Annotated in this window: 13 protein-coding genes, 1 tRNA gene and 1 other RNA gene; 9 read left to right on the top strand and 6 right to left on the bottom strand. The window is 70.2% G+C overall.

Going from position 1 to position 11,855, the window contains the following annotated elements:
• On the top strand, positions 1–271 hold a 271-nt coding region (locus AC08OQ_RS03850), incomplete at its 5' end, for a TetR family transcriptional regulator C-terminal domain-containing protein (RefSeq protein ID WP_476611901.1).
• Positions 272–478 carry a TetR/AcrR family transcriptional regulator C-terminal domain-containing protein gene (locus AC08OQ_RS03845; protein WP_476599264.1) on the top strand — a complete coding sequence of 69 codons (207 nt, stop codon included), beginning with the start codon at positions 272–274 and terminating at the stop codon, positions 476–478.
• Between the two features lie 229 nt (positions 479–707).
• On the opposite strand, the gene AC08OQ_RS03840 is transcribed toward AC08OQ_RS03845, so the two are convergent.
• Entirely contained in the window at positions 708–857 is a 150-nt protein-coding gene (locus AC08OQ_RS03840; protein WP_462203994.1) for a hypothetical protein, read from the bottom strand.
• 129 nt (positions 858–986) lie between these two features.
• Positions 987–1,071 (bottom strand) — tRNA-Ser (locus AC08OQ_RS03835).
• Between the two features lie 106 nt (positions 1,072–1,177).
• On the opposite strand from AC08OQ_RS03835, the gene ffs reads away from it, so the two are divergent.
• From ffs to recR, 4 genes are all read left to right on the top strand, one after another.
• Positions 1,178–1,274: signal recognition particle sRNA small type (ffs, locus tag AC08OQ_RS03830), an RNA gene on the top strand.
• Positions 1,275–1,312: 38 nt separating this feature from the next.
• The gene (locus tag AC08OQ_RS03825; protein WP_476599258.1) at positions 1,313–3,667 is read left to right on the top strand and encodes a DNA polymerase III subunit gamma and tau; all 2,355 of its coding nucleotides are present in this window, start codon (positions 1,313–1,315) and stop codon (positions 3,665–3,667) included.
• Positions 3,668–3,688: 21 nt separating this feature from the next.
• Positions 3,689–4,147: a YbaB/EbfC family nucleoid-associated protein gene (locus AC08OQ_RS03820; RefSeq protein ID WP_476599256.1), complete on the top strand. Its 459-nt coding sequence runs from the start codon at positions 3,689–3,691 to the stop codon at positions 4,145–4,147.
• A 15-nt stretch (positions 4,148–4,162) separates the two neighbouring features.
• Positions 4,163–4,762, top strand: a complete 600-nt coding sequence (gene recR, locus AC08OQ_RS03815) for a recombination mediator RecR (RefSeq protein WP_476592777.1) — start codon at positions 4,163–4,165, stop codon at positions 4,760–4,762.
• A 109-nt stretch (positions 4,763–4,871) separates the two neighbouring features.
• On the opposite strand, the gene AC08OQ_RS03810 is transcribed toward recR, so the two are convergent.
• Positions 4,872–5,402, bottom strand: a complete 531-nt coding sequence (locus AC08OQ_RS03810; protein WP_476611900.1) for a hypothetical protein — start codon at positions 5,400–5,402, stop codon at positions 4,872–4,874.
• A 684-nt stretch (positions 5,403–6,086) separates the two neighbouring features.
• On the opposite strand from AC08OQ_RS03810, the gene AC08OQ_RS03805 reads away from it, so the two are divergent.
• Complete coding sequence (locus tag AC08OQ_RS03805) at positions 6,087–6,539, top strand: hypothetical protein (RefSeq protein WP_462187030.1); 453 nt, start codon at positions 6,087–6,089, stop codon at positions 6,537–6,539.
• A gap of 126 nt (positions 6,540–6,665) precedes the next feature.
• Here AC08OQ_RS03805 and AC08OQ_RS03800 read toward each other — a convergent pair whose 3' ends face one another.
• Together AC08OQ_RS03800 and AC08OQ_RS03795 are read right to left on the bottom strand one after the other, a co-directional pair.
• The gene (locus AC08OQ_RS03800) at positions 6,666–7,664 is read right to left on the bottom strand and encodes a zinc-dependent alcohol dehydrogenase family protein (protein WP_476599254.1); all 999 of its coding nucleotides are present in this window, start codon (positions 7,662–7,664) and stop codon (positions 6,666–6,668) included.
• A gap of 27 nt (positions 7,665–7,691) precedes the next feature.
• Entirely contained in the window at positions 7,692–8,276 is a 585-nt protein-coding gene (locus tag AC08OQ_RS03795) for a TerD family protein (protein WP_462187032.1), read from the bottom strand.
• Positions 8,277–8,558: 282 nt separating this feature from the next.
• Between AC08OQ_RS03795 and AC08OQ_RS03790 the strand changes: the two genes are divergently transcribed.
• Positions 8,559–9,827 (top strand): aspartate kinase, encoded by a 1,269-nt coding sequence (locus tag AC08OQ_RS03790; RefSeq protein WP_476599252.1) that lies wholly within the window; start codon positions 8,559–8,561, stop codon positions 9,825–9,827.
• Positions 9,828–9,918: 91 nt separating this feature from the next.
• On the top strand, positions 9,919–11,001 hold the full coding sequence (locus AC08OQ_RS03785; RefSeq protein WP_476599250.1) for an aspartate-semialdehyde dehydrogenase: 1,083 nt from the start codon (positions 9,919–9,921) through the stop codon (positions 10,999–11,001).
• A 284-nt stretch (positions 11,002–11,285) separates the two neighbouring features.
• Here AC08OQ_RS03785 and AC08OQ_RS03780 read toward each other — a convergent pair whose 3' ends face one another.
• On the bottom strand, positions 11,286–11,489 hold the full coding sequence (locus AC08OQ_RS03780) for a cold-shock protein (protein ID WP_009740954.1): 204 nt from the start codon (positions 11,487–11,489) through the stop codon (positions 11,286–11,288).
• Between the last annotated feature and the right edge of the window lie 366 nt (positions 11,490–11,855).

Raw genomic sequence — 11,855 nt, 5'->3', positions numbered from 1 at the left:
CAAGGAGACGCCGTTCCTCGCCGTCATCGATACGCACCTCACGGCGACCCTCGACGCGCTACGTCGGGCGACGGCCTTCTTCCCAAGCCCCCTACCGGACCCTGAGGCCTACCTTAACGATCTTGCAAGGCGGATCATGGCGACCTTCCTCGATCCGCGCACAGCCTCTCTGCGCCTGCTCCTGCAGGCCGAAGGGCCCCGCCAACCCCAGCTGCTGCAGCTCTGGCGCCGACGCGTCGCGACTCCCGTCTGGTCAGAGCTAATCGGCTAGCTGGCCAGGATCGCTCACGGCGGCGCGCTGCGCATCGATGACCCTGCCCGCGCGGCAGGCCAGTTCATTGCCCTTGTCAACGGAACCGTCTGGGAGATGACCGAGCTCGGCATGTTCGCCGTCCACAATCCACCTGCGCTCGACAGCCCGGAACTCGACGCTGCGCTACGGTCCGCCGTGAGACTCTTCGTCCGCGGCTACAAGTAGGGGGACGGGCCGACGCCCGGTGAACGGGTCATGGCATCCTGACCGGACTGACGTAGTTCGATCGTGCTCTGGTTAGCTGAGGAGACCTGCCACGATCATGCTCGCCGTGATCCATCATCGACGCTGCGGCCTCTTCATGTTGCGGCCAACAAGATCACCGAGACTCTCGCCGGGCCACCCGCCGATCATGATCCACAGGTCTTGGCAATTTCTCGCCGCCCGGCCTTCGTCACTCGTCGGCCTCGAGCCAGCTCGACGAGATCATCGACATCGCTCTCGTGTCGAAGCGGCTCGGGTACTCCTCACCGTCGATCACGGGTGCCCTGTACGCCCACCCGCCGCGCTCCGCGGGCCAGCGTACGGCCGAGACGGTGTCCACGACGATCCCTCGCGCGGCGCGGGGACTCAGGTGGGTCCATGGCTACCGTGGGTAGCGAGATGGTGGAGAAGGATGGCATTGTGCCTGGCCAGAAGGCTGGCCCGAAGATCAAGGCCAGCAAGATCATTGCGGAGGATGCGAGATTCGAACTCGCGAGGGGTTGCCCCCAACACGCTTTCCAAGCGTGCGCCCTAGGCCACTAGGCGAATCCTCCGTGGATGAGACTATCTGATCGTTGCGGGGCCAGGCACCGGGCCTGCCGCCGCGCCGCCCGGCAGACCTCGGGATTCATGATCGTCCAGCACGGGCTAGACTGCACAGCAGACCCCTCGTGCGGCGTTACCCTCGTGAACCCCCCCAGGGCCGGAAGGCAGCAAGGGTAAGCGGGCTCTGGCGGGTGTGCGGGGGGTCCTCTCGTTTCGCCGATCGTCTCGTCGAGCACGCGGAGCAGGCCAGTGAGCACAGCGTTGTACAACCGGTACCGTCCCGCGACGTTCGCCCAGGTCGTCGGCCAGGAGCACGTGACCGACGCGCTGCGCAAGGCCCTGCGCACCGGCCGCCTGCACCACGCCTATCTCTTCAGCGGCCCCCGGGGTTGCGGCAAGACCTCCTCCGCCCGGATCCTCGCCGCCTCGCTGAACTGCATCCAGGGCCCGACCCCTGAACCCTGCGGGGTGTGCGACGAGTGCGTGGGCATCCGGACGGGCGCCTCAATGGACGTCACGGAGATCGACGCCGCGTCGCACGGTCTCGTCGACGACGCCCGCGATCTGCGCGAGCGGGCGTTCTTCGCCCCCGCGTCGGCCCGGTTCAAGGTCTTCGTGGTGGACGAGGCGCACATGGTGACCGCGGCGGCGTTCAACGCGCTGCTGAAGGTCGTCGAGGAGCCCCCGCCGTACCTCAAGTTCGTCTTCGCCACCACCGAACCGGACAAGGTCATCCCGACCATCCGGTCCCGGACGCACCACTATGCCTTCCGGCTGGTTCCGCCGAGCGTGCTGCGCGAACATCTGGCGTCGGTCTGCGCCCGGGAGGGGGTCGCCGTCGATCCGGCCGTGTTGCCGCTGATCGTGCGGGCGGGCGCCGGATCGGTCCGCGACTCGCTGTCCGTTCTCGACCAACTGCTGGCCGGCGCGGACGACGACGGCCTGCGCTACGACCGGGCGGTGGCGCTGCTCGGCATGACCGACGGCGTCCTGCTGGACGAGACCGTCGACGCGCTGGCCGACCGCGACGGCGCGGCCCTGTTCACCGTGGTCGACAAGGTCGTCTCCGCCGGTCACGACCCGCGCCGGTTCGCGACCGATCTCCTCGACCGGTTCCGCGACCTGATCGTGATGGCGGCCGTTCCGGACGCGGACGCCCGCGGCCTGCTGGAATCCTTCTCCCCCGACCAGATCGACCGGATGCGGGCGCAGACCACCCGGATGGGCCCCGCCGAGCTGTCCCGGACGGCGGACGTCCTGCACAACGGCCTGGTCGAGATGCGGGGGACGGCGAGCCCACGGCTGATGCTGGAACTGATCCTGGCCCGTGCGTTGCTGCCCACGGCGTCGACCGACCCGGCCGCGCTGCTCACCCGGTTGGAGCGGCTGGAACGGCGGGCCGTGCTCGGCGGGGAAGAACCGGAGCCGGGCCCCCCGTCCCCGCTGCCGGCCGGCCGGGCTCCCGCGCCGGTCCACCCGCCCGCCGCGGACCCGGAGCCCATGCCGCTGGCAGTCCGGGCACCCGCTCGGAGCGGACCGGTGTCTCGACCGGCGACGGGCCCCCAGCCTGGTTCGCCGGGTCCCGCGTTCACGTCGGGTGATCGTCCCTCGGGCCCGGCAGGTGTTCCGGGCATGGCAGGCACTCCGGGGACCGGGCGGATCGACGCCGCCGGCCTGCGGATGCTGTGGGACGAGGTTCTCGTGCTCGCCGGCCGCCGCAGCCGGAAGACGCATGCGATCCTGAAGGATCACGCGACCGTTGCCGACGTTCGAGGCGACGAGGTCGTGCTGGCCTTCGCCACCCCGACGATGGGCCGGATGTTCGGGCAGGGGAACAACGCCGAGCTGTTCTGTGCCGTGCTGGCGGAGAGACTCGGCGGGACCTGGCGGGTCACCGTCGCTCCCGCGGGCGGATCTGGTCGCGGCGGCGGGCGGCCCGAAGCGGGTCCCGGTCCGGGCGGCGGTGGCTACTCCGGCCATCCCGCCGCCCCCCCTCCCGCCGTCGGCCCCGGGGAGCAGGAGCATCGGCCGGGCGCCGGATGGCCGGCCGGCCCGCCCGGTCCCTCCGAGGCCTCGGGGTTCGCCGGGTCGGGCGGAGCCCCCAGGCCCACCGGCCAGGTGGGAGCATCCCGTTTACCAGCACCAGCACCAGCACCAGCACGGCCCGCCGGACCGGCGGGGTTGTCCCCCGACACCGGGAACGGCTACGGCGGCTCCACCGACGGAACCGAAGGCGGCACGACAGGCCGCGGCCCCGGCGGCAACAGCGACTCCCCCGGCACCGGGCACGGTCTCGCCGGCCCGGGCTCTGGTCCCGATGGCGGCCCCGGCCCCGATGGCGGCCCCGGCCCCGGGGGCGACGGGCCCTGGTCCGCCGCGGGCCGGGACGGCTCGTCGCCCGGATCGGCGAACGGAGTCGCCGCCGCTGCCAGTGCACCCCCCGCCGGGGACGAGCCGGGTCCGCAGCGTGAGGACGAGCCGTCCCTCGACGACGAGGACGTCCCGTCCGGTCCCGGCGGGGCTCGCGGGGGCGAGGAGGCCGCCGTGTCCCTGCTGCGGAGCGGGCTGGGTGCCATGATCATCGAACAGATCTCGTCCGGCTGAAGGAGACGTAGGCTCATCGACATGTCTAACCCGCAGGACCGCGCCGGGAGTGGGGCCTCCGCCGGGGGCGGGGCGCTGGGGCAACTCTTCGAACAGGCGCAGAAGATGCAGGCCGCGATCCTCGCCACCCAGGAAGACCTCGCCACCGCCCGGGTGGACGGGACGGCCGGCGGCGGCTTGGTCCGCGCCACCGTCAACGGCGGCGGGGAACTGGTCGATCTGACGATCAGCCCCGAGGCGGTCGACCCGGAGGACACCGAGACGCTCGCGGATCTGATCCTCGCGGCGGTCCGTAACGCGACCACAAACGCCCACAAACTCGCCGCCGACCGGCTGGGCGCGATCACCGGTGGCCTCGGCGCGGGCGGCCCGGCAGGTCCGGGCGGCGCCGGTGGCCTCGGCGGACTCGGCAGCCTGCTGTCCGGTGGCGGCCTCGGAGGCCCCCTTCCGGGTGGTCCGGGCCTTCCCGGGCTCGACTGACAACCGGCGGCACCGGTGTACGAGGGCATCGTCCAGGATCTGATCGACGAGCTCGGGCGGCTGCCCGGCATCGGTCCCAAAAGTGCCCAGCGGATCGCGTTTCATCTGCTGGCCGCCGACCCCGTGGACGTCCGCAGGCTGGCCACCGCCCTGACCGAGGTCAAGGAGAAGGTCCAGTTCTGTCGGAGCTGCTTCAACGTGGCGCAGTCGGAACTGTGTCGGATCTGCGCCGATCCCCGCCGCGATCCGAGCTCGATCTGTGTGGTCGAGGAACCCAAGGACGTCGTGGCGATCGAACGCACCCGCGAGTTCCGGGGGCGGTACCACGTGCTCGGGGGCGCAATCAATCCCATCGGCGGTGTCGGTCCCGACGACCTGCACATCCGGGAACTCGTCGCCCGCCTGGCGGACGGCACGGTGACCGAACTGATCCTCGCCACCGATCCGAATACCGAGGGTGAGGTCACCGCGTCCTACCTGGCCCGGCAGATCGCTCCGATGGGCCTAAAGGTCACCCGCCTCGCCAGCGGCCTGCCCATGGGCGGTGACCTCGAATGGGCGGACGAAGTGACCCTGGGACGCGCCTTCGAGGGACGCCGCGTCGTCAGCGCCTGACACCCCGGCCTGCTGTCACCGGTCCCGCCCCGAAGCCACCCCGGCTCCACCGGCCCGCCACTGGTCTGCCGCCGGTCCCGCGTCGGGTTCGCCGGGGCCGCTGCGGCCGCTAGAACCCCAGGATGGGGGCGTAGGCCGAGCTGGGAATCGAGGCCAGGGTCAGCAGGACCACGCTGACGTCAAGATGGTCGGCCTCGGCGCTGAACACGGCGTGTAATCCTCTGGTGCGGTAGATCCGTACCTCGGGATCCCGGACGACCTGTACTCCGAAGACGTTCGTCGCCCGTATCCACCAGACCCGCCCGGCCGCCCGGACCCTGACCTGACGGGCGTCCCGGCGCAGCCCGGTCGTGAGCCGGGCGAGTCGGGTGGCCGGCAGGCGGGGCTGATCCAGATAGCCGATGATGTCACGGTCGGAGCCGTGCACCACCAGCCGGACCGGCCGAGCCGCCGAACCCGGCTCGACGAGGTCGGCCTCCGCCGAGATCTCCCGGTCCCGCGGATACATCTCGGCCGCCCAGATCCCCTCGCCGTGCAGGACCCGTTTACCCTGCGGGCCGGCCCCGGGACGGCCGCGGGGCACCATGCCGCCGATGATCCGCCCGGCCCCTTCCAGCCGCCACGCGACGGAGACGACCACCCCCGACGGCACCGGCGTGGCCAGGTCGCAGACGGCTGGTAGGTGGCATATGCGTAGATCACGGACGCGCCTATCCATCCACACCGCTCAGGTCTCCGGCGCCGCGACGCCCCGGACCCACGCCGCCGCGGTACCCCGGACCGCCCGGCGAACCGCCGTCCTCACCGGAGGACATCCCGGTAGCTTCTCGCACCCACGCCACCCAAACCTCAAAATTGATCACTCTAAGTTATCTCCCTTACGCTACAGCAACCCTTCATCCATGGATTGCCGCCGAGTCGTTCCGCTACGCGGCCAGATGCTACGAGACGCACCGATCTACCCATGATGCGCATTCGCCCGAGCATCTGCGCGGGCATCCGATGAATTCGTCGGCTCGCGCGTCGGCGTGGGAATCGGCCGGAGCATCGACGAACGCATCGAGACGGGCGGCAGCAAGAGCATTCAGAGAAGGTGGGACGGCGTCCGCGCGCACCTTCGCGCGAGCATCGGACGCCCGGATCCGATCCCGGGAGCGGTGGTACCCGCGCCCCCCAAACACGGAGACCACCAGGCGACCGCTGATGGTGATCGCCGGAAGGCTCCACCATCACCCCGCGGTACGCATCCTCCAACCGGGACGTCAGGGTAGGAGGTACCCGGCGAACGCTCTGCCGTCCGTCTGCCACCAGGAGGTCCTGAAACATGATCATCAGCTCACACGTCGGGGCGGGCGCTTTCGTGGGCATGGCGATCCGGCATCCGATGTCCGCCCTCGCCGCCGGCTTCGTCTCGCACCTGGTCATGGACGCGTTGCCCCACTGGGGAACGGGTCCGAACACCGAGCCGGAATGGCTGCCGATCGCACGCAAGGACGGCGTGGCAGGGCTCGCGGCCATGGCCTTGTTGACGGCGTCCGCCCCCGCCGGGCGCCGACTCGCCGTCCTCGCCGGCATGACCGGTGCCTGCCTACCGGACACCGACAAGGTGGGCCGGTACTTCGTCGGGGTGAGTCCCTGGCCGAGCCGGTTCGACCGTTTCCACGAAGCGATCCAGAACGAGGCCCGGCACCGCCTGCCGCGCGAGATTGCGACGGCCGCCGTACTGACCACCGCGGGCACCCTGCTCCTGCGCCGACTCGCGACCCGCGGCGACTGAACGCGGAAGCTCAGCGCGCCTCTCCCGGCGAGGTCGCCGAACTCCCGGTCCCTCCCGGATCCCGGTCCCTCCCGGATCTACGAACCAGATCCGGAAGGTCCGGCACCGGCAGGACAGGCAAAACGGTCAGGGCAGCAGCACGGCCGCGCCGGTGACCCGGTCGGCGGCGAGGTCGGCGAGGGCCCGGTCGGCCGCGGACAGCGGGTAGGGCGACACGGTCACCGCAAGCCGGTGCTCGGCGGCGATCGCCAGGAACTCCTCACCGTCGGTGCGAGTGTTGGCGGTCGTGCTGCGGACGGACCGTTCCTGAAACAGATGGTCGGAGTAGACGAGCGGCGGGATGTCGCTGAGGTGGATGCCCGCGATGGACAGCGTGCCGCCGCGGTCGAGCGCGGCGAGCGCCACCGGCACCAGGTCACCCACCGGGGCGAAGAGCACGGCCGCGTCCAGCGGCTCGGGCGGTGCGGCATATGCCTCGCCCGCCGAGGCGGCGCCGAGTTCCAGAGCGAGCTCGCGGGCCCGCGCCGAGCGCGTCATCACGTGGACGGTGGCGCCCTGGGCGATCGCCACCTGGGCGGCGAGATGAGCGGACGCGCCGAACCCATAGATGCCGAGCCGCCCGCCGGGCGGCAGCTCCGCCCGGCGCAGCGCCCGGTAGCCGACGATGCCGGCGCACAGCAGCGGGGCAAGCTCCGCGTCGCTGTAGCCGTCGGGCAGCCGGTAGGCATAGTCGGCGCGCACGCAGGCGTACTCGGCGTAGCCGCCGTCGACATCCCATCCGGTGTAGGTCGAGGCCGGGCAGAGGTTCTCCGCTCCGCGCCGACAGTACCCGCAGGTCCCGTCGGTCGAGGCCAGCCAGGCGATACCCAGCCGGTCCCCGGTCCGCACGCCGCTCATCCCCTCGCCGACCGCGTCGACCCGTCCGACGACCTCATGTCCGGGCACGGTGCGCGGTCGGTGCGGCGGGAGATCACCCTCTGCGAGGTGAAGATCGGTACGGCAGACTCCGCAGGCGTCGACGTGGACCCGAACCTGGCCCGGCCCTGGCCGGGGCACGGGCAGCTCGGCCGGGCGCAGCGGGCGGGTGCTCATCGGCCCGGGAGCGACTACTTGCCAGGCACGCATTGCCAGGCACGCACCCGCTCGGGTAGCTCAGATGTTGACGCCATGATCGCGCGCCAGACCACCGAGGTCGTTGTGGCCCTGGCCGACGGCGCGGAACTTCCAGTCGGCGCCGTTGCGGTAGACCTCGCCAAAGATGACGACGGTTTCGGTGGAGTAGTCCTCGGACAAATCGTAGCGGACCAGCTCGTTTCCACCCTGGTCGACCACGCGGATGTAGGCGTTGCGCACCTGGCCGAAGTTCTGGTTCCGGTTCACCGCGTCGTAGATGGAAACCGGAACGATAATCCGGTCAATGTCGGCTGGAACCAACGCAAGGTTGACGATAACGGACTCGTCGTCCCCCTCGCCCTGCCCGGTCAGGTTGTCACCGGTGAGCGTGATCGCCCCCTCGGGGGACGCGAGGTTGTTGAAGAAGATGAAGTAGCCGTCGTTGAGGACCTTGCCGTCCGCCCGGACGCCGATGGCAGAGGCGTCCAGGTCGAAATCGGTCCCGGTGGTCGTGCGGGCGTCCCATCCGAGCCCGACGTTCAACGCGGTGAGCTGAGGGGTGCCGGCCTCGGCGGCCTGCTTCGTGAGGCTGACGTTGCCGCCCTTGGCAAGGCTGACTGCCATTGAGGATCGTCCTTCCTGAGCTGGTCCTCGGCGTCGGGGACCATCGCGTGGACCGCGTGCGTCGCAGTCGGTCGTCCGGGTGAGCCAGTCGTGCGGGTGAGCCGTGGTGCGGATGTCATCACCCTGGCACACCGGAAGGAATACGCCCAGCACCCCGTCGCCGGGGCGACATCGTCCCGGCGACGGAAAAGGGACACCGGACCAGATCCCGGCACGAACCGCCAGGCAAGGCCACCGGGCGACCGCGCTCGGTTAGCGGCCGCGCTCGGTAACCTGGCTGCCATGGCGCTCTTGGTCGCGAAGTTCGGTGGGTCCTCCGTTGCCGACGCGGACCGCATCAAACGAGTCGCTGAGCGAATCGTGGAGAACCGGCGGGCCGGCAACGACGTCGTCGTGGTGGTCAGCGCGATGGGTGACACCACCGACGAACTTCTCGATCTGGCCGAACAGGTCTCGCCGCTTCCGCCCGCCCGGGAGCTCGACATGCTGCTCACCGCCGGTGAGCGGATCTCGATGGCGCTGCTGGCCATGGCGATCACCACCCTCGGCGCCGAGGCCCGCTCGTTCACCGGCTCCCAGGCCGGAGTCATCACTGATTCGGTGCACGGCAAGGCGCGCATCATCGACGTTACCCCCGGGCGGATCCGCACCGCCCTGGACTCCGGCGCGATCGCGATCGTCGCGGGCTTCCAGGGTGTGAGCCAGGACACGAAGGACATCACCACGCTCGGTCGAGGCGGCTCGGACACGACCGCGGTGGCGCTCGCTGCCGCGCTGGGAGCGGACGCCTGCGAGATCTACACCGATGTGGACGGCGTGTTCACCGCAGACCCGCGCATCGTCCCCGACGCCCGCCGCATCGACACGATCTCCTATGAGGAGATGCTGGAGATGGCGGCCTGCGGCGCGAAGGTCCTCATGCTGAGGTGCGTCGAGTACGCCCGCCGTTACAGCGTCCCCGTGCATGTCCGATCGTCCTTCTCGGCGAAGCCGGGCACGTGGATCACCGAGATTCCGGAGGAACAGCTCGTGGAACAGGCCATCATCCGTGGGGTCGCGCACGACCTCAGCGAGGCGAAGGTGACGGTCGTCGGATGCCCGGACAAGCCCGGGGTGGCGGCGGCGGTGTTCCGGGCCGTGGCGGAGACCGACGTCAACCTGGACATGATCGTTCAGGTCGGCTCGGTCGCCGGGTCGGGGCGGACGGACATCTCGTTCACCCTGCCCAAGGCGGATGGACGTACCGCGCTCACCGCGCTCACGAAGGTCCAGAGCGAGATTGGCTTCGAGCGCACCCTCTACGACGACCACATCGGCAAGCTGTCGCTGATCGGCGCGGGGATGAAGTCACACCCGGGAGTGTCCGCCCGGTTCTTCGGCTCCCTCGCCGACGCAGGGGTCAACATCGAGATCATCTCCACCTCTGAGATTCGCATCTCAGTGGTGGTGCGCGACACCGACCTCCCGCTCGCCGTGCGGGCCGTGCACGGCGCCTTCGACCTGGGTGACCCGGACGGCGGGGCGATCGTGTACGCGGGAACCGGGCGATGACGTTGGCGACGTCGCAGGTCCTCGAGACGGCGGCACAGCGCGGCAGCTGGACACGCCGCGGCGGCACAGTGGCGAATCAGGAGGATGGATCGTGACGAGTAACGAGGCGGGCCGGCGACCGACGCTCGCAGTGGTGGGAGCGACCGGCGCGGTCGGCACGGTGATGCTGTCGCTGCTCGACGAACGCCCCGGCATCTGGGGAGAGATCCGGCCGATCGCCTCGGCCCGATCGGCGGGGCGGACGGTACGGGTGCGCGGCGCGGGCGTCGTCGTCCAGGCCTTGGCACCGGAGGTCTTCGACGGCGTGGACGTGGCCGTGTTCGATGTTCCCGACGAGGTCTCCGCCCGGTGGGCACCGGTGGCGGCGGCCCACGGCGCGGTCGCGGTCGACAACTCCGGCGCGTTCCGGCTGGACGCCGACGTGCCGCTGGTCGTGCCGGAGGTGAACGCCGACCAGATTCCCGCGCGGCCGCGGGGCATCATCGCGAACCCGAACTGCACCACCCTGTCGATGATCGTCGCGGTCGGCGCCCTGCACCGGGCGTTCGGGCTGGAGTCGATGTTCGCGGCCTCCTACCAGGCCGCGAGCGGTGCCGGGCAGGCCGGCATCGACGCCCTCTACGACCAGCTCACCGTCGTCGGTGGCACCCGCGAGCTGGGGCGGACCGCCGGTGACGTGCGTAAGGCCATCGGTGAGGACGGCCTCGGCCCGTTCCCGGCGCCGCTGGCGCTCAACGTCGTGCCCTGGGCCGGTTCGCTGAAGGACGGTGGCTGGTCCTCGGAGGAGTTCAAGGTCCGCAACGAGTCCCGCAAGATCCTGGGTATCCCGGATCTGCGGGTGTCGGCTACCTGTGTCCGGGTGCCGGTCATCACCACGCACGCGGTCGCGGTGCACGCCCGCTTCACTCGGCCGGTGACGGCGGACGAGGCGCGCACGGTGCTGCTGAACGCTCCTGGCGTCGCCGTCGTCGACGATCCGTCAGCCGGCGAGTTCCCGACCCCAGCCGACGTCGTCGGAACGGACCCGACCTGGGTCGGCCGAATCCGGCAGTCGCCGGACGACCCGCACGAGGTCGCGCTGTTCCTCTGCGGGGACAACCTGCGCAAAGGCGCCGCGTTGAACACCCTGCAGATCGCCGAACTTCTCGTGGCCGACGAAGCGATCGGCGGCTGACAAGCCGGCCCACACCAAACCGACATCACGTCTGATGCGAGACCTACGCGGCTCCACCGGTGAGGAGTCGAGCTGTACCTTTAATCAGGCGTTAAGTTTTTGGCCGAGAACCACGCCATGCGGGAACCGATGAACGCCCCGCGCTTTCCGGCTCGAGAAAATGATCGAGACAGCCAGGAAAAACATACCTTCTACCGAACTGTCGGATACCGAACTGGCCGAGAAGCGGCCAGCCCGCCCCAGGAGGACCCTTGGGCGGGCTGGCCGTTGAAGTCTCTCGTGGCTCAGACGACGCGGACGGCGTCGGCCTGCGGACCCTTCTGACCCTGGGTCACCTGGAACTCGACCCGCTGGCCCTCCTCAAGTGCCTTGTAACCGTCCATCTGAATCGCGCTGTAGTGAACGAAGACGTCGGAACCGCCGCCGTCCACGGAGATGAAGCCGAAGCCCTTCTCCGAGTTGAACCACTTCACCGTGCCCTGAGCCACGTGCCGTTCTCCCTGCTGGTGCAGTCAGGACCCGCACCGCGCGGGCCCCGGGCCGAACGTCAGGAAGCTGCAAGAGACCCTGACGTTGTTCCGCCGCGCCTCGGTTGAGACGCGAACCGCCGAACTCCGGCCAGGAACGACGCTACACGGACGGAGGCCTTCGCGGGAGTCCTCCGGGCAAGGAAGTCCGCTTCATGCCCCGGTCACAGAACAACGCAGCAGGTCCGGCCGCAGGCAGCTCCACCCGTCCCGTCCGGCAATCCGTCGAGCTGACAGGGATTTCCTGAACGTGCCGGCCCGTGGCGGATGGTCGTGCGCCCGATGGCCCGGATGTGGCGCACGGATGGGTGACGCGGAGGAGGTAAT

Source organism: Frankia sp. CcCS3, assembly GCF_977927575.1.
Note: the sequence above shows the minus strand (reverse complement) of the source record. Positions and strands in the feature narration are given on the sequence as shown.

Coding starts and splice junctions, on each gene's coding strand:
- AC08OQ_RS03805 (WP_462187030.1), top strand. CDS start 6,087: ATGATCATCAGCTCACACGTCGGGGCGGGCGCTTTCGTGGGCATGGCG.
- AC08OQ_RS03790 (WP_476599252.1), top strand. CDS start 8,559: ATGGCGCTCTTGGTCGCGAAGTTCGGTGGGTCCTCCGTTGCCGACGCG.
- AC08OQ_RS03795 (WP_462187032.1), bottom strand. CDS start 8,276: ATGGCAGTCAGCCTTGCCAAGGGCGGCAACGTCAGCCTCACGAAGCAG.
- AC08OQ_RS03820 (WP_476599256.1), top strand. CDS start 3,689: ATGTCTAACCCGCAGGACCGCGCCGGGAGTGGGGCCTCCGCCGGGGGC.
- AC08OQ_RS03800 (WP_476599254.1), bottom strand. CDS start 7,664: ATGCGTGCCTGGCAAGTAGTCGCTCCCGGGCCGATGAGCACCCGCCCG.